Raw genomic sequence first — 22791 nt, forward strand, 5'->3', positions numbered from 1 at the left:
CCACTCTCTTGCATAAGCTTATTCTAGGAAATCTTTTAATTGCTTTGAACGACTTGGGTGGCGTAACTTCCGCAGTGCTTTGGCTTCGATTTGACGAATCCGTTCACGCGTAACACCGAACACTTTCCCAACTTCTTCCAAAGTGCGTGTCCGACCATCATCCAAACCGAAACGCAGACGCAATACGTTTTCCTCACGATCAGTCAGGGTGTCTAGGACACTTTCCAACTGTTCCTTTAGTAATTCGTAGGCTGCGTGATCAGCAGGTGAAGTTGCATCCTGATCTTCAATGAAATCACCTAAATGAGAGTCATCTTCTTCACCGATTGGCGTTTCCAATGAGACAGGTTCTTGCGCAATCTTCAAGATTTCGCGAACCTTTTCTGTTGGCATTTCCATTTCAGCACCAATTTCTTCAGGAATGGGTTCGCGACCCAAATCTTGGAGTAATTGACGTTGAATCCGTATCAACTTGTTAATGGTTTCCACCATGTGCACAGGAATCCGAATGGTCCGCGCTTGGTCAGCAATCGCACGGGTAATCGCCTGGCGAATCCACCAAGTGGCATACGTTGAAAACTTGAATCCCTTACGGTAATCAAACTTTTCAACGGCCTTCATCAGCCCCATGTTACCTTCTTGAATCAAGTCCAAGAATTGCATACCACGACCGACATAACGTTTGGCAATAGAAACAACTAATCGTAAGTTAGCTTCAGCTAATTCTTGCTTAGCTGATTCGTCACCTTGCTCGATTCGTAAAGCCAAGGCAACTTCTTGTTCCCCAGTTAATAATGAAACACGTCCGATTTCCTTCAGGTACATCCGGACTGGGTCATTGATCTTAACACCAGATGGTGCAGCATCGCTGGCCTTTAGTTCCTTTTTTGTAACGCTACTTTTTTTATTCTTTAAGGCATGTTCAGATGGATCACCGTTTTCATCAACGATACTGATACCGGCGTCTTCAACCTTTTGCATTAAGTCATCAATGCGGTCGGCATCCAGTTTAAAGGGTGTTACCAAATCACTTTGTAGGTCGTCATACTTAACTTCCTTGGCCTTCTTGTGATCTTTGATCAAGGCGTTAACGGCCTTTGTAAATTTCTTTTCGTCAAAATCCTTTGTTGATGCTGCTTGCTTTTCAGCCATGCAAGATCCCCCTTAGTATTCACAATCTGACAGAACAACAAGTTTACGCTGATTTTTAAAATAATCAAGCCCGCCGCATGTCCTGCTTTTGTTTGTATAGCGCCACTAATTCCAGTGTTAATTGATTCTGTAAATCACGGTTATTCAATCGCTTTGCTTCGATCATTTCCAGGTTCTTTTGACGGATTGTTTCATCCACTGGCGCCTGGTTCATGATGATGTGCATGCAATCGTCAACATCGCTCATATCATCTCTTGAGACCACCGGTTGTTCCGTCAAATTGATCAGTTGTCGCTGTAAATCATCATCGTTGACATAATCAAGAAAACCAGCAATCTGTAGTTCAGGATGCGTTTGTTTGTACCCTTGCGCCAAGAAAAATAACGTTTGGTAATGCTCATGTACAAAGTGAAAATCTTGATTGGCGGTCACATGCAACCACACATTTTGATCCGTAATCATACGGTGCAACAATAGTCGTTCCGCCCGCTCAACCCGATCAAAATGCGGTTGTTCTTGTTCAACCTGCTTTAACGGTGGTGCCATTTGTCCAGTCTGTTGCTCACCAGGCACAACGGTTGTCTTTTTTGACTGCCGCAACCCGCTAAGTTGTTCCTTCAAACTGGCTTTGTCAATTTGAAAACGATCGGCCAACTGATTGAGGTACAAATCTTGTTCAACAGGTGAAGGAACGCCCGCCACAATCTTCAACACTTCCTCAATGTAACTCAGCTGCTCACTTTGGTTATTTAGGTTTCGTCCACGAGCCAAGTAGCGCAGCGCAAACCCGACTGGCGTTTCCTTGGCACCTTCGTAAACAGCCCGGAAATGCTCGGCATCATACTTACGTAAATACTCATCTGGGTCGAGCCCTTCAGGCATTTGAATGACACCCAAACTCATATTGCTATGCTCACCAATTAGAGACAAGGCCCGATGAGTCGCATTTTGCCCAGCATCATCGCCATCATATGAAACATATAGCGTCTCCGCGACGCGCTGTAGAATCCCGATTTGGTCAGTTGTTAAGCTAGTTCCCATGGAAGCAATCCCATTCTTAACGCCCGCCGAGTAAGCAGCAATTACGTCCATAAAGCCTTCGAACAAAACCACTGCGTTCTCTTTACGAATTTCTTTGCGCGCTAAATCAAAGTTGAACAACGTGTCACTTTTATGGAAGATTTTTGTTTCAGGACTGTTCAAATATTTCGGCGAATCAGGGTCTTTATGCAAGATCCGTCCGGAAAAAGCAATCACCTTGCCACTCGCATTACGGATGGTAAACATAATCCGATTCGTAAAGCGATCCCGCAATTGACCATCTTGGCTTTCAATGAACAGACCAGAACTTCTCAACAGCTGATAATCAACCTTACGTTCTTCAAACAACGGCTTTAATAAACCGTCGCCAGGTGCAAATCCGATATTAAAAGTGGCAATCGTTTCATCATCGAGACCGCGGTCGTGTAGATAAGTCAGTGCCGCCTCACCCACCTGCGTGTTCATCAACACATGGTGGTATAGCTTAGCAGCATTTTCATGTAACCCAATCAAGCGTGCAAAGTCAGAGTCAACGTTAGGCTGGTCTACCTGCTTATAAGTGTCCGGAATCGTAATGTTAGCATCATCGGCCACCTGAATGACAGCCTCTGGAAAACTAACATCATTAAGCTCCATCAAAAACTTAAAAACATTACCACCGCGACCACAACTGAAACAGTGAAAGATCTGTTTTTCTTCATTCACCGAAAATGATGCTGTCTTTTCTTCGTGAAACGGACATAATCCAAACAAGTTACGACCAGATTTTTTTAACTGGACGTATTGTCCGACGACATCGGCAATATTGACTGAGGTCCTCACTGATTCAATGATTTCCTCAGGAATTCTGGTTGCCATTACACCACCTCCAGTCCCAAATCCTAAACATAAAAAGGCGCACCTTCCGACTTCGTGAACGTTAAGTTACGCGAAACAAAAAATGCGACTCTAAAAAAGTACCCATTTACACACATAAAATATTATACACGGTTTTAACGCAATGTACAGTAATTAAAATTATGCCTTGTAAGTTAGGGTTATTAAATTAATTTGTCAAGCGCTCCTTCAGGTAGGCCCTCAAAACAACCGCATTATTATGTGCCTCATCCTTAGCACCAAACAGTAATGTGACATCCCCATCTGCGAGACGCTGTTTGATATCCGCTACAAAAGCAGGCGTTTCCGGATTGGCATTCAATTCCGCGATATATTTCGCTTCGAATTCACTAAACTCATTTGCATCATGACCAAACCATTTGCGTAACTCAGTCGTCGGCGCGATTTCCTTCGTCCACTCTGTTAAGACCGCCTTTTCTTTGCTAATACCGCGTGCCCATAAACGATCGACGAATATTCGTTGACCATCATCAGCAGCCGGTGCTTCATAGATGCGTTTTATTTTTAACATAGCTTCATCCCCTTGTTCGTGGATAAGTGTACTGCGAGTGCGTGAAAAATTCTATGAGGACGCCTTTTGGCATACGCTTTTACGATTTAAATTCGAAAAGGAAAAAGAGCTTGGTGACATGATGATTCATGTCCCAAACTCTCTGTCTTGGTGCTTTCACTCTGGTGGAAACGTGCGACCAAGTCCAAACCCCTGTGCATTGCCTGCCGACCGTCCGATGTCGTTTCACGGCATCTACCGCCCTGCTTGCAATTGCTCGAGGTTTAAGCGGACTTGCTTTCACTCTAGCTGAAACGTGCGACCAAGTCCTGACCTCTGTGCATTGCCTGACCGCCGTCCGTGGGCCAAAGACGCCCACTACCGCCGCTCTTGCAATTGCTCGAGGTTAAACCGGACTTGGTCGCACTCTTTTATTTTTACTTAACAATCAACTGTTTCAAATCACCTAACTGTAATGTCAACTTAGTCAGCTGTGCCAATTGATTCAAACGGTTTGTACGAACCGCGTCATCATCGGCCATGACCATGTTTGCTTCAAAGTAATCTTCAATCAATGGACGCAATGCTGCCAATGAGTGGTAGTTTTCATCTGGTGTTTGCTCAGCAAAGTGTTCATCCACCTTATTCACTGCATCATACAACCGTTGTTCCGTATCATTTTCAAATAATTTTGGTTCAACAGGTAGTTCACTAGCAGCTAGTAAGTCATCCTTTGTTAAACGAGCAACCCGTGTCAGCGCTTCGATTGCGTCGCGGAAGTCATTGTCACTTGCATGGCTTGTCAGCGTAACGGCATCCTCTAACATCGTTAGCACATCCGTCGTTGCTGCATTGGTAACGGCGTCCACAATATCATGACGAACATCTTGTGTGTTAAACCATTGGCGAACACGATCGTTCATGAATGATTGAATCCGTGTCCGGCCGGCAGCCAAGTTCGCCTGTAAATCAGGATTAAATGCCGCGTGCTTGTTGGATAAGGCAATTTCAAAGTCTTGCCCCATCCGCATCAATGGTAAATGCCATTGCTTGTCACGCAAAATTCTAACAATTCCGAAGGCCTGACGACGTAATGCGTAAGGGTCGTTAGAACCACTTGGAATCATGTCGGCAGCAAAGAAGGCCGTGATGCTGTCATACTTATCAGCAATCGCTAATGCTGCACCAATCTTAGACTGTGGTAAAGCGCCTTCCGCAGAAATTGGCATGTAGTGTTCCCGGATAGCCTGTGCAACAGCTGGCTTTTCACCAAACAGTAGCGCGTACTTTTCACCCATGACACCTTGTAACTCAGAGAATTCACCAACCATACCAGTCACGAGATCAAATTTATAAATTTCACTAGCGCGTTGCAGGTCTGCTAACTCAGTATCACTTAATCCAACTCGTTGTCCGATTAAGTTAGCAATAATTCCTGTCCGCTTCATGTGTTCAGTCATGGATCCAATTTTGTCATGGAAGCTAACATCTTTTAACTTGTTAACGTAGAAGTCGATATCATGCTTTTGATCTTCCTGATAGAAGAACATCGCATCTTCCAACCGGGCAGTCAGAACTTTTTCGTTCCCAGCGATAACGTTATCCAAATGTTCTGCGTTTCCATTTCGCACTGACACAAAGTTTGGTAATAAATCGCCCTTGCTATCAGTGACGTAGAAGAACCGTTGGTGGTCTCGCATAGAGGTGATCAACACTTCATCAGGAATCGTTAAGTATTTTTCATCGAAGTGTCCAGCAAAGGTCGTTGGCCATTCAACCAAGTTATTAACTTCTTCCAATAAATCTTCATCAACTGTAATGGTCCAGCTACGATCAGCTGCCAGTTGTTCGATTTGTTTGCGGATGCGGGCCTTCCGTTTGTCAGCATCTACAATCACAAATTGACTTGTCAGTGCTTCTTCATAATCAGCTGGTGTCGTCAACTCAACTTCACGGCCTAAGAAACGGTGCCCTTGCGTCGTACGTCCAGTGGTCACATCTAAGATTTCAAACGGTAGTACCTGGTCATCCAACAAGGCCACGATCCAACGAATTGGTCGTACATATTGGAACTTGTAGCTACCCCACTTCATCATCGTTGGAAATGTCATTGCCATGATAACGTCTTTCATCCCAACCAAGACTTCAGCAACTGGCTTACCAGTTTCATGCTTATTTACATAAACATATTCTTCACCCTTTAATTCCTTAAAGGTAATATCGTCGACACTTGCGCCTTGACCGCGAACGAATCCCTGTGCAGCCTTGGTCCAATTACCATCAGCATCTTGCGCGATTTTCTTGGCAGGCCCTTTAACTTCTTCTTCAACATCGGGTTGTTGATCAGCCAAACCTGAAATCAACATTGCCAGCCGCCGTGGTGTAGAGAATGGCTTGATGTTGCTAAAGGTAATTCGTTGTTCGTTTAAGTAGTTAGTTGTTCGTTCCACCAACTGATTGATGCTTGGTGTGACCACATGGGCGGGGATTTCCTCTAACCCAATTTCTAATAAAAATTCATGTGCCATTATTTTGCCCCCTTTGCGTTCTTAGCAGCCTTTTTAGCTTGCTTCTTTTCCCAGGTAGCTAGTAGTTCTTGTCGCTTTGCATCATCTTTCATCAAAGGGAAGCCACGTTTAGCACGTTCGTCAATGAAGGTTTTGGCAACGGTACGGGCCATGTTCCGAATGCGGCTCAGGTAACCAGCACGTTCCGTAACAGACACAGCACCTCGTGCATCCAACAAATTAAAGGTATGTGAACACTTCAAAATGTAATCATAGGCTGGGTGCACCAAGCCCTTAGCAAGGTTTGCCTTAGCTTCTTTTTCAAAGTCATCAAAGTGCCGCAGCAACATGTCTTGGTCGCTTTCTTCAAAGGAATACTGACTGTGTTCAAATTCAGGTTCCTTGAAAATATCACCATACAAAACGCCGTCACTCCATTCCAAATCAAACACAGAGTTAACGTTTTGAATGTATGAAGATAGCCGTTCCAAACCATAAGTCACTTCAGAGGCAACTGGGTCCATTTCTTGGCCACCGACAATTTGGAAGTACGTAAACTGCGTAATTTCCATCCCGTCTAGCCAAACTTCCCAACCAACACCGGCACAACCCATTGACGGGTTTTCCCAGTTATCTTCAACGAAACGAATATCGTGTTCCAGTGGGTCGATCCCCAATTCCCGCAAACTGTTCAGATATAAATCCTGAATGTTTTCAGGCGCTGGCTTCATCAATACTTGGAACTGATGATGTTGGTACAACCGGTTGGGGTTTTCACCATAACGGCCATCAGCAGGCCGGCGACTTGGTTCAACATAGGCCGCGTTCCAAGGTTCTGGTCCGATGGCACGCAAAAAGGTATAAGGACTCATCGTCCCGGCACCTTTTTCAGTATCATACGCCTGCATCACCATGCAGCCTTGCGCTGCCCAATATTGTTGTAACGTGAGAATGATTTGTTGCACGGAAAGTTTCTGATCGACTTTGTTTTCCATAGCTTCCTCCAAAATAAAAATCCCTACACCAATGAAATTCATTGATGTAGGGACGTAATTGTTTAATCGACGCGGTTCCACCCTACTTCCTGGTTAACCCAGGCAGCTTAATTAACGTTAACTCACGAAATGCCAATCTGTGCGACACATTCATCAGGCTTCCACGGTCCCTGATTCGCTGGCAATGTCTCCCACGACCCTTTTCGATCACTGTTAACAGATATTCAATTACTTAACTTTTTTATCATAGTCATTGATAAATTAATTGTCAATCGTCAGCCGGTAAATCTTTCTTCGCATCATCGGCTGCTGATTGGGCTTTTCTTTTACGCAACTGCTCTCCTTGTTGCGCTAATTGATCCTCCCAAGACGACATCTGATCAATAAACCGTTTGGCGCGTAAATGCAGGCCAACACTATTGTCATAAATTAAATCAATCAGCCGCCGCAACCCGCGCTTTGTTTTAGGCGACACACTGATAGTCGTGATTTTCATGAGGTCAATCACCGAAAACTGACGTAAATAAAAAATCGTCCTCGCATCCAAATGTAACCGATGACTATCTTGATCAAAGTGGTTTTGACAAATCAGCCCACCAAACTTTTCTGAATAATCAAATGGCAGATCCGTCCGGCCACAAATTGCACATTGTTGCAGTTGTGGTGCCACACCAAATGCCGTCAACAGCTGAATCTCAATAATGTTCGTGATAATTTGCTCATCAAGGCCATTATCGATCAGCGTCAGTGCCTGCTGCACCTTCATGTACCAATCCGGAACCATTTGACCATCACGAAAGGCAGCATCGACCAAGCTTAAGATATAAGTTGCATACGCATTCTTATTGATGTCCGCACTAATCGTCTGTAGTTGATGTGTTTGCTTGGCTGCATTAATGAAGCTCAACCCTTGATCATTCAGATTGCCGACGTATTCACCCGTCGTAAACGGCAACAGAGCACTGCGCAGGCGAAAGCCACGACGTTTGCCATCTTTAACAAAGAACATCTTCTTACCAAACTCACCGGTAAAGATCTTGATCAGCTGGTCTCGTTCACGATAATCATTGGCATACATAATAATGCCATGAAATGTCGCATTTTGATAAGTTGCCACAGTGCCCTCCTTTCCTCAAACAAAAACCATCCCATTCCAAAACTGAAACGGCATGGTTACATTAATTGTTTAATAGTCTCTTGATTTATAACCGTATTCACGCAAAGCAGATGGCTTATCGCGCCAGTGTTGAACAACCTTGACCCACAGTTCAAGATACACGCGATCACCTAACAACGGTTCAATGTCAGCACGTGCCCGGGAGCCAATTTCTTTCAGCATCTTACCACCTTTACCGATGATAATTCCCTTTTGTGACGTCCGATCGACAACAATCGTGGCAGCAATGTGCACTAATTCATTAGGTGCCCCATCGGCACGTGTGCCAGGACGCGTTTCCCGCTTCATGGACTCAACTTCGACTGCAACTGAATGGGGTACTTCATCGCGAGTAAGTTGAAGCACCTTTTCACGAACAAGTTCCGCCACCACGAACCGTTCAGGGTGATCAGTGATTTGATCTTCAGGGTAATACTGCGGCCCTTCAGGCAAGTCTTTTGATAATTGCCCCAAGAATTCATCGACGTTATTTCCCTGCAATGCAGAAATTGGATAAACTTCCTGCCACTTCAATGCATCTTTGTATTGCGCAAGAATTGTCATGATCTTGTCAGGATGAATCTGGTCAATCTTATTGATAACCAAGTAGATTGGTTTATGAATTGCCTTCAAACGCTCAATAATGTAGTTATCACCTGCACCACGCGTTTGGGTTGCATTCACCATAAAGAGTACCGCATCAACTTCATTTAACGTTGAAATGGCGGAGTTCACCATGAACTCGTCCAGCTTACTACTTGGCTTAAAGATCCCTGGTGTATCAATAAACACAATTTGTTCTTGATTAGTTGTATAAATTCCTTGGATCTTATTTCGCGTCGTTTGGGCAGTGCTGCTCATGATTGCGACCTTTTGACCGACAACTCGGTTTAAGAAGGTTGATTTACCGACGTTTGGCCGGCCAACAATGGCGATGAACCCTGAATGAAATGCTGGTTGTTCCTGCATATTTATTTAACTCCCTCAATGTTTAAAATAATAAAGTCCATACCCGGGGCACAAAAACTAAGCCACCGGTAATAACTGCAAACAATGCTGCCACAACCACGGCACCGGCCGCAACGTCCTTGACCCGCTTGACCAATGGATCAAAACGCCCGTGGGTCACTAAGTCGCTGAGTGATTCGGCAATCGTGTTGGCAAATTCGCTCAAAATAACTGTAAAAATGGCTAATGTGATCCATAACCAATCCATTCGACTAATCCGCAAAATAATGCCACACAGTAGTGCCCCAAGTGCAAAAATCATGTGGTAGCGCATGTTTGGTTCATTATGAATAATGTCCAAAATCCCATCTAACGCATGTTTAAAAGCCTGCGTAAAATGATGATTTTTCGTCGTCTGATGCTTATCTTGTGAGTCCATAATCATCCAAAATCTTTCTTTGAAGGTCAAACATCACTTTTTCATCAGCTGGTTCCATGTGATCGTAGCCGTTTAAATGCAGAAAGCCATGGACTAACAAAAAGCCTAGTTCACGCTCATATGAATGGCCTAAATACGCAGCCTGATCCGTCACTTTATCGACTGAAATCATGATATCGCCAATGTTCAAAGGAATTTCAGCGCGCAATTCATCATCCATAATAATGGCGTCTTCGTCATCAGGATCTTCCTCAATCGCAAAACTCATCACATCCGTTGCCTTGTCCACACCACGATATTCTTTATTTAACTTACGCATGGCCGGATTATTCATCAAAGTAACTGACATTTCAGTGTTTTCTGGTAGCTTGATCTCTTTACCTGCACATTCTAAGACACCGTTGATCAACGTCATGTGTTCCGCTGATACACCAGCTTCAGTTTGGTCAAATACTTCTAAATCCATGTTTACTTCCTTCTCCACTAAGACTACTGATTTTGTTGATCATCAACACGGTCATAAGCATTAATGATGCTGGCAACAACTGGGTGGCGAACAACATCATCCGCGTTAAACGTCACAAAGTCGATGTGATCAATATTTTGCAGCCGATCGCGCGCATCGATTAAACCTGAGCGGCTACCACGAGGTAAATCGATTTGAGAAATATCCCCGTTCACAATCATTTTCGAACCGAATCCGAGCCGCGTTAAGAACATCTTCATTTGTGCGCCCGTAGTGTTTTGGGCTTCATCTAAGATAACAAAGGCTGTGTCCAGTGTCCGTCCCCGCATGTACGCCAGCGGCGCAATTTCGATGACGCCACGGTCGATCAACCGCTGCGTATGTTCAGCGCCTAAAATTTGATATAAAGCATCGTAGATTGGTCGTAGATAAGGATCAACCTTTTCTTTCAGATCGCCTGGCAAAAATCCAAGGCTTTCCCCAGCTTCTACGGCAGGACGCGTCAGGATAATCTTTTCAACGTCCCCGCGCTTTAATGACGCCACCGCCATCACGACGGCTAGAAAAGTCTTCCCCGTCCCAGCAGGCCCGATTCCAAATGTGATGTCATTATGCGTAATTGACTGTACATATTGCCGTTGCCCGTAATTTTTAACCCGGACACTGCGACCACGATCATCTTTTAACAGTACTTGTTTGTACAAATCCTGAAAATACTCCAGTGTTCCGCGTTCAGCCATCTTCATTGCTGAAACAATATCGGTACTGTTTAGCGTGATTCCTTGTTTAACCAACTGCACCAAGTTATCAATGATCTTGATGGTGGTTTCCACTTGTTGTTCGTCATTACCAGACACGGTCAGCAGGTCCCCAAAGGGATGAATGCTAACATGTAGTCCTTCTTCCAGCAAGCCAAGGTTACTATCGTTAGCACCTACCAGCGCTACTTCTAGATCAGAACTTGATAAACGAAATTGACGTTCAAATGCGTCTTGATTAGTTGCCAAAAATTCGTCGCTCCTTTGCCATGTCATCAGTTATAACCGGCTTAATTTACCCCTTATTTTAGCATAAAGCGGTGTAACCACAAAGCTGCATCCACTAATGTCCTTGGCAAAACAGTGTAACAACGAACTCGCTTCGCTCGTCGGCAACTGAATGGAGCCCCTTACCGTTCGAGCTTCGCACAATTCTTGTGCAGCCCTCACTTTCGGGACGCCACCCAGTTACCATCGTTGTTACACTGTTTTGCCAAGGAGTGACGCACGCGTTGCGTGCGTCACAGGCCCAGTTACCACCAAAGTAAAACTAAAACATCCACCATTACAGTTTACGTTAATGTAAATTGCAACGATGGACGTTTAATTTTCTTGTGTTATTTTACCGTATAGCGAAAGCTCAATGTTGAAGTTATCGCTGTACCAAGTTTACTTGGGTAGTCACTGTACTTGTGTCGTTGCCCTCGCGGTACGCGTGGGCAACGCACTCCGTCAGCGTCAGGTCATTAGCGATAGAGGGCAAATGTCGTGCCGAGAGCGTTGGCTGCGCAAGAATTGCGCGAAGCTAACGCGGTAAGGCGCTACATTTGCCCGACGGCGAGTATAACGAGCTCGCTAATGACCTGACGCTGACGGACACCGCCCCAAAAGAGCCTGGCTAGGCTAAGAGATCCTTGACCGCTTGGTTCACTAGCTTACCGTCAGCTTTACCTTTGACCTTAGGCATCACTGCACCCATTAGCTTACCGAAATCCCCTTTGCTGGTTGCGCCAACGGCCTCGGCAGTTTCCTTGACAACCTTGGTAACTTCTTCTGCACTCATCTGTTCAGGCATGTACCGGCTAACAACTTCGATTTCGGCCTTCGTATCTGCAATCAAATCTTCACGACCGGCATTTTCAAATTCTGATAGGGATTCACGACGTTGCTTCAAGCCACGAGAAACAACAGCGACTTCTTCGTCAGGTGTCAAATCATGGCCGAGTTCGATCTGTTCATTCATCACAGCTGCCTTCAATGACCGCACAACGGTTAAATCCATCTTATTGCGCGCCTTCATGGCTGTCTTTAAATCTTCGTTCAATTGGGTAAGTAATGACATAGTAAATCCATCCTCTCTTGAATACGTAATGGTTTTAGTATACCGCTAAATTCTCATTCATGGCGACCTGCAACTTTTGTTTGATCACAGAAAAAGGCCACCATCAGGAAACCTGATGGTGGCCTAAAAACGAAGTTAAGTTTTATCGAAAGAGACTCACTTTAGAAGCGGCTCTTCTTGTTCTTACGCTTCCGCGCAGCTTCTGACTTAAGCTTACGTTTTACGCTTGGCTTTTCATAGAATTCCCGTTTACGGTATTCTTGAAGGGTTCCGTTCTTTGAAACGGTCCGTTTGAAACGCCGGAGAGCATCATCTAAGGATTCGTTTTTGCGAACAACTGTCTTTGCCATTTGAAATCCCCTCCCTTCGAGCGTTTAGTAACGGTTCTGTACGATTCGCACCTAACTGTCCTTAAAGAATTATACAGAAATAACTAACCGTCGTCAATTACTCATCCAAAAAAATTCAAAAAGTTGTTCATTAGTCTTTTAGAAATGCATCAAACGCGTTTTCTGCCGCAATATCAGCAGTTAAATGATCATTAAACTTGCCAGCGTGTAGTTCGGCAACTTCATATCCATACGGACTCCGTTTGTCCTTTGGATTATTTTCCGGATCAACGGCCACGTACGGTGTTTCCATGATTTTTGGAACAGTTGCAAAACGCTCGTCGTGTGCAATGGCATTGAGTCGATCAAAACCAATCGTGCCATAGCCAAGGTTCGCGTGCCGATCTTTATGTGCGCCTTGTTCGTTCTTAGAATCATTCAGATGGATCACTTTAATTCGGTCCAAGCCAACAACGTCATCAAAATGTTGCATCACACCATCAAAATCATCACGAATCGCATAACCTGCATCGCTTGTATGACAGGTATCAAAACAGACAGACAATTTATCATTTAACGTAACACCATCAATAATAGTTGCTAACTGTTCAAAGGTCGTGCCAACCTCAGTCCCTTTGCCAGCCATGGTTTCCACGGCAATCTGGGCATGCTGTTCAGGCGTTAAAATTTCATTTAGCCCTTTGATAATTGATGCTAATGCCGCATCTGCGCCAGCTCCAACATGAGCGCCTGGATGCAGCACAATTTGTTCTGCGCCTAATGCATCTGCACGGCGAACTTCCTCACGTAGAAATTCAACAGCAAAGGCATAGTTTTCAGGCTTGTAAGTGTTCCCCAGGTTCACAATATATGGTGCATGAACCACAATGTGATCAAGGCTGTGTGCCTTCATAAATGCATGACCAGCATCAATATTGAGTTCGTCGATTGCTTTACGACGCGTGTTTTGTGGGGCACCGGTATAAATCATAAATGTTTCAGAATTATAACTAGCCGCTTCCTCAGCGGATCCGAGTAACATTTTCTTACCACTCATACTTACGTGTGATCCAATCAACATGCTTTATCCTCCTATAAGCGTGGCTCGTAAAAGTTTCCGAGAATTCTAACGATATTACTCAATGAAACAAATGAGTTAGGGTCCGATTCATTGATGGCCTCCTGTAGCTCACCCACTTCATATCCTGAAATGACGGTAAATAAGATAGCCTTTTTATTGTGTTTATAAGCACCTTCTGCGCCATGCACAATGGTAATCCCACGGCGAATGTGATGCTGCACAGAATCAATGACTGTTTTCGGACGGTCCGTAATAATCATCACCTGCATCCGTTGCTGACGCGTGTAGACCATGTCCATCACCCGGGCGTTCACAAAGATCCCAATCGCAGAATAAAATGCGTATGGCCAACCAAAGACGAATCCAGCCGCGATGATAATAAAAGCATTGAACATCATGTTAATTTGCCCAATCTTACGACCTGTTGCCCGACGAATAACGATACCCAAAATATCTAATCCACCGGTCGAAATGCCGTAGCGCAACGCAAGCCCAGTTCCAAAACCATTAACAGCCCCACCAAAAATTGCACAGATGATGGGATCAGTCGTTAGCGTTACTGGGTGCAGCACCCGAATCATGATTGTCGATAAACCGACAGCCACAACCGTAAAGAATGTGAAGCGATGACTGATTTTTACCCAGGCTAAGATAAATAAGGGAATATTTAATAGAAATAATAATTCGCCAATACCTAAATCAAAGCCAAAGTAACGGTTCGATAATGTATGTACCAACTGCGCCGCCCCGGTAATCCCAGACGAATAGATATGTCCGGGATTCCAGAAGAAGTTCAAGGCGATGGACACACAAATCGAATAGATAAATGCTGTCCCAACGCGTCCAGTATACTGATGTTTTTCAATTAATTGCTGAAGATCATTCATGTATGATAAGTCCTTTTAGTCATTCGTGGTTAACATAACTTTGTTCTCCATTGATTATAACAAAGTCTTTTACCAACAGACTGTCATGACGCTGTTTTTCTCATTGGTGGCGCTTGCATTTTTCAAACATGCTATACTAAAACAATTGAAGGCGGAGGTTGTCATGAATTTTCAAGCAAATGAATTTTATAAAGAACCCTGGTTTGGAATCGTACTTACCCTAATTTTCTTTCCGGCTGGTATTTTCGTTTTGTACCATTTTGGACCTTGGCAAAAGAAAACGAAACTAATTTTAGCCACTTGTTTATCGATCGCCTGTATCGCAGTTTGGGGCATCGCCGGCTCAATGCCGCAATCGAGCAACCCAGGTGTTGGCAAAACGTGGCTCACAACAGACAACCCTAAAGCAATCAAACCGGTTACGGCTGACAATAAAATGCAGCTAACCGTGACCCATGATGGTCAAGTTCAATTGCACGGCAGCACGAATTTACCAACTGGCATGAAGTTGAATGCCACTGTCAGTCAAGATGAAACTGTTGTCGGTGATGACTTGACCGTGAACAATGGCCATTTTAAGTCACATGCGCTTAAAGTTTCCGGCAAGCCATTGAAACCAGGTACTTACTCAGTTCACCTGACGCAAGCCGCTTGGTCTAAACAGCCTGCCGCCGTTACTAAACGACTCGGTGAAGCCGGCCAACATTTGCGCGGTAAAGAAGTCACTAAACATCACATCGACGTTCGCCGCGATGTCACATATACCCCCTAAATCTAGCTCGCAATTTTAAAGTGCGCAAACCAAAAGCAGTGTCCAGGACAAGTCATCTTGTCCTGGACACTGCTTTTGGTCTAGCTTATTTTTGTGCAGAAATCTGTTTGCCTAACGTTGATTCAGGAAAATCATCAACCAGCTGTTGCAATACTGCTTTCCCAACGCTTGCACCAAACATATCAGCACCTGGTTCAGCCATAATCCCTGCTGCCAAGTTGGAAGCAATCAAAGTATCAAAGCCCATCGTGTCGACAAAGTTCGCGACTGTGGCCACGGCTGCAGAATCATCCCCTGCTACTAATAACGCTTTACGTTTGGCATCACCTGCAGGTCGCGCATCCTCCTGCAAATTATGATAACCCATATGATTAAAGGTCTTAACGACGGTCGCACCTTTAAAATACGCTTGCACCTGTTCACTGGAGGAAGTTGTTGAATCCAGCACTTCTTCACGAATACCATCTGTTTCCCACCAATAGTTCATGGCATCAATGACAAGTTTACCGTCCAACAATGTTGCTAGATTGTTTTTAAATCGACTCAGTGGCATGGCTAGCAACACAATATCACTATTTTGGACAACCACCTCATTGGTTGCAGCAATGGCACCGGGAACCAATGTATCGATGGTCATGGCAATTTTAGCGATCTCACCAGAACCTGAGATGCGGACTTCATAACCGGCTTTCAAGGCAAGCTCTGCCAACACAATTCCAACTTTGCCGGCACCTAAGATACCAACCCGTTTAATGTCTGTCATTATGCTTGCTCCTCCGCCAAAATTTCTTTGACACGTGGAATAACCTTTGATCCATAAAGTTCGATCATGCGTTCACGTTGCGCAGCTGTTTGGTTACCAGCCCCGTAAACAAGGTCAAACCGGCCGAGATCCAGCACTTTAATTGTCCGTGCAATCCGTTTAGCAACAGTTTCAGGGTCTCCAACATAAAATGAGCCTGTTTTAGTTTCGCCATCAAACTGTTCGCGACTCATTGGTGCCCAGCCACGTGTCTGTCCAATACGATCAAAGTTGGCTTTGATATTCTTAAAAGCAACCTCAATCGCTTCGTTTTCATCATCAGCAATAAATCCATGTGAATGCACTGTAATTGGTAGTACCGGGTTATTATACTTTTCAGCTGCTTGCTTATATAGTTTAATGTATGGCGCAAAGCGGTCCGCTTGACCACCGATAATCGCCAAAACAACCTTGTACCCATAACGAGCTGTCCGGATAATTGATTCAGGTGAGCCACCGATACCAATATACGTATCCAATAAACCATGTTCCGTCTTCGGAAAGACATCTGCATCCTTTAATGACGCACGGAAGTTGCCTGACCAGGTAACTGGCTTTTCTTGTCGAAGCTGTTCATAAAGATCTAGTTTTTCTTCAAATAAATCGTCATAGTTTTTCAAGTCATAGCCAAACAAAGGAAATGATTCTGTAAATGAGCCACGGCCTAGCATTACCTGTGCACGCCCATTTGATAAGGCATCAAGTGTCGCAAAGCGTTCATAAACCCGCACTGGGTCATCAGAACTTAATACCGTAACAGCTGTCGCCAACTTAATTTTATCTGTTGCCGTGGCAATTGCAGCCAACACAGTTTCTGGACTAGAGACACTATAATCAGGACGATGATGTTCACCAATCCCAATTACATCGATGCCTAGTTTATCCGCTAAAATACCTTCTTTTACAATTTGTCGAATTGATGCAGCACCAGAAAGTGTCCCACCATTGTCATCACCTAAAATGTCACCAAATGTCTCTAAACCAAATTGCAAGTCATCTACGTTTGTCATGGGCTTTCCTCCGTCCACTTACTTTTAGTAAGTATTTAATGATAAGGTACCCCACTTGTCAATATTAGGCAAGTATTTGTGTTGACTTTTCTGCGAGCAGCACAGAACCTGTGACCGTCAAAGCAAAATCCGCACTAATCAAAAAAGCGTTTGGGACAAGTCATCTTGTCTCAAACGCTTTTTCGATTTACGCGCTTAAATAGTGAAAGCGTGTGTCAAAAGCCAGGTTGCTGTACAAGGCTTTTGTCCCACACTGTCTTAATTCACTTTAGCTTTCAGAAGCACCGGATGTCCCGTCCACTTCAGCAGCTGGCTCCGGTTCTGCTGGTGCAACGGGTGCAGCTGGAGTTGCTGGTGTGTCAGCTTCATCAACTGAGGCACTCGTGGTTGCATCGGTGGCAGTTTCTTCGGGCTTAGCCTCTTCGACAGAAGCGCTAGCCGTAGCATCTGGCTTTTCAGCACCCTTAGCAGATGCACCAGAAGTTGCGTCAACCTTAGCGTTTGGATCAGCAACTAATTGTTGGCCAGTTGCTTCCAAGTAGTATTTAACGATTGGGGCTAAATCCAATACCCATTCGTTGATCCCCTTGTATTGGTTATCTGCATCACGCATGGCTTTGTAGTAGTGCATGATGAATCGGTCAGGGGTATTACCAGGAACTGGCATCTTAACCAAGTCAGTCTTACCAGTCCGCAAAGCATTAATAACTTGCTTTACGTGTTTAACGGCACGGCCTGGGTGAACAGAAGACATTGGATCCCCTGTTTGACCAGGACGACGTGGTGCTAACATCTTTTCAGTTGGCAGCATCTTGTTGTAGTAGATGAACTGGTTGTTGCTGTCGGCATATGTCAATTCCATTGGCATGGTGTTCAAGAACATGTTCAATTGGTTAACCGTTAATAAACCACGGTCCAACTTGATGTAATCGTCACCTTCAGCTGCATGGGTCTTCGCAGCTGCTTGTTCAACCCAGTCGTCAGCGTTCATGTCCACGCCTTCAACAGTTGTATCAATCTTACCCGAAGCGGACAAATCCTCTTCTTCAGCGGTTGTTGGTTCGTTTAAGGTGTTGATGACCTTCACGAATTTCACAAATTTTTGTAAAGTGCTACCTAAGAAATCAACCGTCCGAGCGTCTTTCAGGTTGTTGTTTTCATCAAAGGCATCCTTAACGTTTGCCAATAAGAATTCGTTACCAGGCATCACGATGGCGTTCACACCAGGTGATTCCAAAATCTGGCGTAGCATTAATTGGGCACGTGATGACCCTTGGTCGTAGTATGACGCACCAACGATCATGACTGGCTTGTCGTTGAATGGATGAATGTTAAAGGACAACCATTCGATCACACTCTTTAGGCTAGCAGTTAACGTGTGGTTATGTTCTGGTGTTGCAATAATGACCCCATCAGCAGCCAAGATTTTACGATTTAGATATTGAACGGCGTCACTGTCAGTCTGATCGTCACTTTGATTGAACATCGGTACATCATTGATGTCTAATAATTCAATATCAGCTTCTTCACCATAATGACTCGCCATAAACTTCAGTAATGTGCGGTTATATGAATGATCCTCAGTGGATCCTGCAATTCCAACTAATTTCATTTACGTATACTCCCTTCCACAAATTAACCTAGGTTATCCCAGGAAAAATCGGTTGCTTCCTGCTTATTAATACCAGAAGCATTATTTAACTGCTTGGTTAAATCGACGAACGTTTCAAAATCAGCGAACAGGCCATCCAGCTTGTCGACCTTTTCTGTATCCGTTAAATCACCATCTTCATCAAACGCCTGTAATGAATGACCCAAAAGGAATTCTGAACTTGGCATGATGCGCGCACGCAATTCTGGTGAATCCAAAATAATGCGCAAATGTGCTTGGGCGCGTGACGAACCCAATGTCCCATAAGATGTTCCTGTGATCATCACTGGTTTGTCAACAAATGGATGAATCCCATAAGATAACCATTCCAATGCGTTCATCAGTGATGCTGGGACTGAGTGATCGTACTCAGGTGTACTGATAATCACACCGTCTGCTTGGTCAATCTTGTCTGCTAAAGCCAATGCTTCGGCAGGAACATGCTTGTCCTCAGGTTTGTTAAAAATTGGCCAGCCTTTGATTTCAGCTAACTCAATATCTGCTTTGTCAGCAAAGTGTTGTTGCATAAATTGTAACAACTTACGGTTGGTTGACTGATCTGAGTTTGTTCCAACAATCGCAATAAATTTCGTCATTTTTGTCTGTCCTCTCCATGAATCGATTTAATGATGCAAGGTCTGGTGCATGTAGTCATCAATTCGCTTTCTACTCACTTATTGTAAATAATTTCACACAATTTAGCAAAGGAAAGTCTGGTAAAATGGCGAATATGTGGTGATTATTTTCACAATTTGAAAAATTGCAGTGAAAAAGACGCATTCGGACTGACAGTCTGAATGCGCCTTTTGTTTTGGATCGAGAAGTTTTGCTGTTACATAGCGGTAACGTGCAAAAACACCCCAAATACCTGTGCAGAACCTGGCCGCTGTCCGGAGCTTTGCTCCTACCACCGTCCTTGTTCTTGCTCGGTATCTACCCGGGGTGTTTTTGCACTTCTATTCTTTTTCCTTTGTTTCTAAATACAGTTCTTCCAATTGCTTTTCGGCAACTGGGCTTGGGGCTTCTGTCATTGGTTCTGTGGCTTTCGAGTTCTTTGGGAACGCGATCACTTCACGGATGTTTTCTGAGCCAGCCAATAAGCGGGCGAAACGATCCAAACCAATGGCCAAACCGCCATGCGGTGGGAAACCAAATTCTAAGGCATTCAAGAGGAAGCCAAACTGTGCATTGGCCCGTTCAGGGGTGAAGCCTAATGCCTTCAACATCTTTTCTTGTAGGTCACGGGTGTGGATACGAATTGAACCACCACCAAGTTCCAGGCCATTCAAGATAATGTCGTAACTTTGAGCGTGTGCCTTGTATGGATCTTCACCTTCGTTTAAGAAGTGTTCGTCTCCTTCATTTGGCATCGTGAATGGGTGATGCGCTGGTACCCAACGTTCTGCCCCTTCATCAAATTCAAACAATGGCCAGTCAACAACCCATAGGAAGGCAAATTTATCAGGATCGATCATGTCCAATTCCTTGGCGATTGTTACCCGCAAGTAGCCCAAGCTGTCAGCAACCACTTTGCTCCGGTCAGCAACAAACAGGATCAAGTCGCCATCGTGAGCTTCTGTCGCAGCAGTCACATCATCAAACTGGTCACCCAAGAACTTCGCAACTGGTCCGTTAAAAGCACCATCAACGACTTTGACCCAGGCCAAGCCCTTCGCACCGAACCGCTTGATGTATTCGGTAAAGGCATCGATTTGCTTACGGGAATAATGATCTGCCCCACCAGGAACGGCAATCGCTTTAACCTGACCACCGTTTTCAATTGCGCCACTGAATACCTTAAAGGAACTGTCTTTCATAACATCTGACAAGTCTTTTAATTCCATCCCAAACCGTAAGTCTGGTTGGTCGGTTCCGAAACGGTCCATGGATTCTTGCCATGTGATCCGGTCAAATGGCAGCGTGACGTCGTAGTTCAACGTGTTCTTCATGACCCGTTGAATCAAACCTTCCGTCATGTCCATGATGTCATGTTGACTCATGAAACTCGTTTCCATATCGATTTGTGTAAATTCAGGTTGACGATCCCCACGCAAATCTTCATCACGGAAACAACGTGCCAATTGGTAGTACCGATCAAAGCCAGCACCCATCAACAATTGTTTGAACAATTGTGGTGATTGTGGCAAGGCATAGAAATGTCCAGGATAGATCCGGCTTGGCACCAGATAGTCACGAGCACCTTCAGGCGTTGATTTTGTCAAATCTGGTGTTTCGATATCGATAAAACCATTTTCGTCAAAGTAACTGTGCACAGCTTGTGTAATCTTGCTACGTAAAATCAAGCCGCGTTGCATTTCTGGGCGACGTAAATCTAGGTAGCGATACTTTAGCTTCAAGTCTTCAGCTGCTTCCACACCATCACTGATGTCAAACGGTGGCACTTTCGACTTGTTCAAGATTTCGGCGTCTGTGACTTCCACTTCAACCTTCCCAGTCTTCATGTCAGGGTTCACTTCTTTAGCACTGCGCGCCTTAACTAAGCCACTCACTTTGATAACATATTCACTCCGCATGTCTTCGGCAGCAGCCAATGCGCGTTCACTATTCGTGGCACTAAAAACCAACTGAACTAAGCCTTCGCGATCACGTAAGTCGATAAAAATCAACTTACCTAAATCACGACGCTTTTGGACCCAACCAAATAACGTTACTGTTTGGCCTTCATAACTTTCGTCAATTAAACCTGCATATTGTGTGCGTTCCATCAAATCCCTACTTTCTCTCGTTAGTCTTCGTCAAAATACTTGTCAAACATTCCCGCAAAGTCTGTGTATACTTCACTTAATGGAACGGTTGTTTGATCACCAGTCGCCATGTTTTTCACATTGACTGTTTGATCAGTTAATTCTTGCTCACCAATCGTCATGGTCATCCGCGCATGCCGCCGGTCAGCCGTCTTAAACTGTGCTTTCGGCTTACGATCCATATAGTCACGGTCGGCACTAAAGCCGGCACCACGAATAGCTTGAACTAATTTCAAACTTTCAACATTAGTGGCTTCACCAATCCCAACAACATAGACATCAAGCGGATTATCGATTGGTGCAGTGATATCTTGGTCCTGCAGCAATAATAACAGCCGTTCCATCCCAATTCCGAAACCAAAACCAGGTGTTTCTGGTCCACCAAGTTCTTCAACTAGGCCATTGTAGCGACCACCACCACAGATTGTCGTCCAGCCACGACCTAATGCAGGCGACTGACTTTCGATTTCAAAAATCGTGTGGTTATAGTAGTCCAACCCACGAACCATCGTGGCATCCACTTCAAACGGAATGGCCAGTGCTGTTAACATACTGGTAACTGAATCCAAGTGATTTTGAGCCGTTGGCGTTAAGAAATCTAAAATCGACGGTGCGTCGGCAACGATTTCTTGATCATGTTTATCTTTACTGTCCAATACCCGCAATGGGTTCTTGTGCAAACGGGCCTGTGAATCTTCACTTAGTTCAGCCATGTGTGGTTCCAAATAATCAACCAACGCCTGATGATAAGCAGCACGTGTTTCTTTGTCGCCTAAGGAATTAATGGCCAACTTTAAGTTTGTCACGCCCAACTGTTTGAAGAAATCCATCGCCATTGCCATGACTTCAACATCGACTGCTGGTGAATCACTACCAAAGGCTTCAACACCAATCTGATGAAATTCACGCATCCGGCCAGATTGTGGCCGTTCATAACGGTACATTTGCCCCATGTAAAAGACCTTATAAGGTTTTTCTTGCTCTGGCGCATATAACTTATTTTCAACGTATGCCCGCACAACGCCGGCAGTTCCTTCAGGACGCAAGGCAATGTGACGATCACCCTTATCATGAAAATCGTACATTTCCTTGGTCACAACATCACTGGTGTCACCAGCAGAACGAGAGAACACTTCGAAGTTTTCAAATAATGGTGTCCGAATTTCGTGGAACTGATAATCATCAAACAGTAGCCGCGCGGTGTCCTCTACGTAGCTCCACTTTTCTGATTCGCCAGGCAAAATGTCGGCGGTTCCTTTTGGTCGTTGATACTTCATGGTTTACCTCCAAAATATAATCACT

Annotated in this window: 21 protein-coding genes; 1 reads left to right on the top strand and 20 read right to left on the bottom strand. The window is 44.5% G+C overall.

The window, feature by feature from the left end; genetic code table 11:
* Positions 1-18: 18 nt before the first annotated feature.
* The 14 genes from rpoD to IV55_RS02555 form a co-directional block, all read right to left on the bottom strand.
* Entirely contained in the window at positions 19-1152 is a 1134-nt protein-coding gene (gene rpoD, locus IV55_RS02490; protein WP_057809006.1) for an RNA polymerase sigma factor RpoD, read from the bottom strand.
* 64 nt (positions 1153-1216) lie between these two features.
* Entirely contained in the window at positions 1217-3052 is a 1836-nt protein-coding gene (gene dnaG, locus IV55_RS02495; protein ID WP_057809008.1) for a DNA primase, read from the bottom strand.
* Between the two features lie 187 nt (positions 3053-3239).
* The gene (locus IV55_RS02500) at positions 3240-3602 is read right to left on the bottom strand and encodes a DUF488 domain-containing protein (protein ID WP_057809010.1); all 363 of its coding nucleotides are present in this window, start codon (positions 3600-3602) and stop codon (positions 3240-3242) included.
* Positions 3603-4018: 416 nt separating this feature from the next.
* Positions 4019-6109, bottom strand: coding sequence for a glycine--tRNA ligase subunit beta (glyS, locus tag IV55_RS02505; RefSeq protein WP_057809012.1), 2091 nt, complete (start codon positions 6107-6109; stop codon positions 4019-4021).
* Positions 6109-7083 (bottom strand): glycine--tRNA ligase subunit alpha, encoded by a 975-nt coding sequence (gene glyQ / locus IV55_RS02510; RefSeq protein ID WP_057809013.1) that lies wholly within the window; start codon positions 7081-7083, stop codon positions 6109-6111. Before glyQ ends, glyS begins: the two co-directional genes overlap by 1 nt.
* A gap of 268 nt (positions 7084-7351) precedes the next feature.
* Positions 7352-8200, bottom strand: a complete 849-nt coding sequence (gene recO, locus IV55_RS02515; RefSeq protein WP_083483906.1) for a DNA repair protein RecO — start codon at positions 8198-8200, stop codon at positions 7352-7354.
* Positions 8201-8269: 69 nt separating this feature from the next.
* Positions 8270-9208 carry a GTPase Era gene (gene era, locus IV55_RS02520; protein ID WP_057809015.1) on the bottom strand — a complete coding sequence of 313 codons (939 nt, stop codon included), beginning with the start codon at positions 9206-9208 and terminating at the stop codon, positions 8270-8272.
* Positions 9209-9230: 22 nt separating this feature from the next.
* Positions 9231-9626, bottom strand: coding sequence for a diacylglycerol kinase family protein (locus IV55_RS02525; protein ID WP_057809093.1), 396 nt, complete (start codon positions 9624-9626; stop codon positions 9231-9233).
* Positions 9610-10092: an rRNA maturation RNase YbeY gene (gene ybeY, locus IV55_RS02530; RefSeq protein WP_057809017.1), complete on the bottom strand. Its 483-nt coding sequence runs from the start codon at positions 10090-10092 to the stop codon at positions 9610-9612. The genes IV55_RS02525 and ybeY overlap by 17 nt, the downstream gene beginning before the upstream one ends.
* A gap of 23 nt (positions 10093-10115) precedes the next feature.
* The gene (locus tag IV55_RS02535) at positions 10116-11099 is read right to left on the bottom strand and encodes a PhoH family protein (RefSeq protein WP_225425817.1); all 984 of its coding nucleotides are present in this window, start codon (positions 11097-11099) and stop codon (positions 10116-10118) included.
* A gap of 649 nt (positions 11100-11748) precedes the next feature.
* Positions 11749-12192, bottom strand: coding sequence for a GatB/YqeY domain-containing protein (locus IV55_RS02540; protein ID WP_057809022.1), 444 nt, complete (start codon positions 12190-12192; stop codon positions 11749-11751).
* Positions 12193-12353: 161 nt separating this feature from the next.
* Entirely contained in the window at positions 12354-12542 is a 189-nt protein-coding gene (rpsU, locus tag IV55_RS02545; RefSeq protein ID WP_017261952.1) for a 30S ribosomal protein S21, read from the bottom strand.
* Positions 12543-12672: 130 nt separating this feature from the next.
* Positions 12673-13602, bottom strand: coding sequence for a deoxyribonuclease IV (locus IV55_RS02550; RefSeq protein WP_057809024.1), 930 nt, complete (start codon positions 13600-13602; stop codon positions 12673-12675).
* An 11-nt stretch (positions 13603-13613) separates the two neighbouring features.
* Positions 13614-14489 (bottom strand): YitT family protein, encoded by an 876-nt coding sequence (locus IV55_RS02555; RefSeq protein WP_057809026.1) that lies wholly within the window; start codon positions 14487-14489, stop codon positions 13614-13616.
* Between the two features lie 163 nt (positions 14490-14652).
* Here IV55_RS02555 and IV55_RS02560 point away from each other — a divergent pair, with 163 nt between their 5' ends.
* On the top strand, positions 14653-15261 hold the full coding sequence (locus IV55_RS02560) for a hypothetical protein (protein ID WP_057809028.1): 609 nt from the start codon (positions 14653-14655) through the stop codon (positions 15259-15261).
* Between the two features lie 85 nt (positions 15262-15346).
* Here IV55_RS02560 and IV55_RS02565 read toward each other — a convergent pair whose 3' ends face one another.
* The 6 genes from IV55_RS02565 to hisS form a co-directional block, all read right to left on the bottom strand.
* Positions 15347-16024 carry an NADPH-dependent F420 reductase gene (locus tag IV55_RS02565; RefSeq protein WP_057809030.1) on the bottom strand — a complete coding sequence of 226 codons (678 nt, stop codon included), beginning with the start codon at positions 16022-16024 and terminating at the stop codon, positions 15347-15349.
* Complete coding sequence (locus tag IV55_RS02570; RefSeq protein WP_057809032.1) at positions 16024-17073, bottom strand: LLM class flavin-dependent oxidoreductase; 1050 nt, start codon at positions 17071-17073, stop codon at positions 16024-16026. Before IV55_RS02570 ends, IV55_RS02565 begins: the two co-directional genes overlap by 1 nt.
* Before the next feature lie 268 nt (positions 17074-17341).
* Complete coding sequence (locus IV55_RS02575) at positions 17342-18685, bottom strand: NADPH-dependent oxidoreductase (protein WP_057809034.1); 1344 nt, start codon at positions 18683-18685, stop codon at positions 17342-17344.
* A 23-nt stretch (positions 18686-18708) separates the two neighbouring features.
* Positions 18709-19320, bottom strand: coding sequence for an NADPH-dependent FMN reductase (locus IV55_RS02580; RefSeq protein WP_057809036.1), 612 nt, complete (start codon positions 19318-19320; stop codon positions 18709-18711).
* Positions 19321-19680: 360 nt separating this feature from the next.
* Positions 19681-21450, bottom strand: a complete 1770-nt coding sequence (aspS, locus tag IV55_RS02585; protein ID WP_057809038.1) for an aspartate--tRNA ligase — start codon at positions 21448-21450, stop codon at positions 19681-19683.
* 20 nt (positions 21451-21470) lie between these two features.
* Positions 21471-22766 (bottom strand): histidine--tRNA ligase, encoded by a 1296-nt coding sequence (gene hisS / locus IV55_RS02590; protein WP_057809039.1) that lies wholly within the window; start codon positions 22764-22766, stop codon positions 21471-21473.
* Positions 22767-22791: the final 25 nt, after the last annotated feature.

Origin of the sequence: Furfurilactobacillus siliginis (assembly GCF_001437435.1) — a bacterium.
GTDB classification, from domain to species: domain Bacteria; phylum Bacillota; class Bacilli; order Lactobacillales; family Lactobacillaceae; genus Furfurilactobacillus; species Furfurilactobacillus siliginis.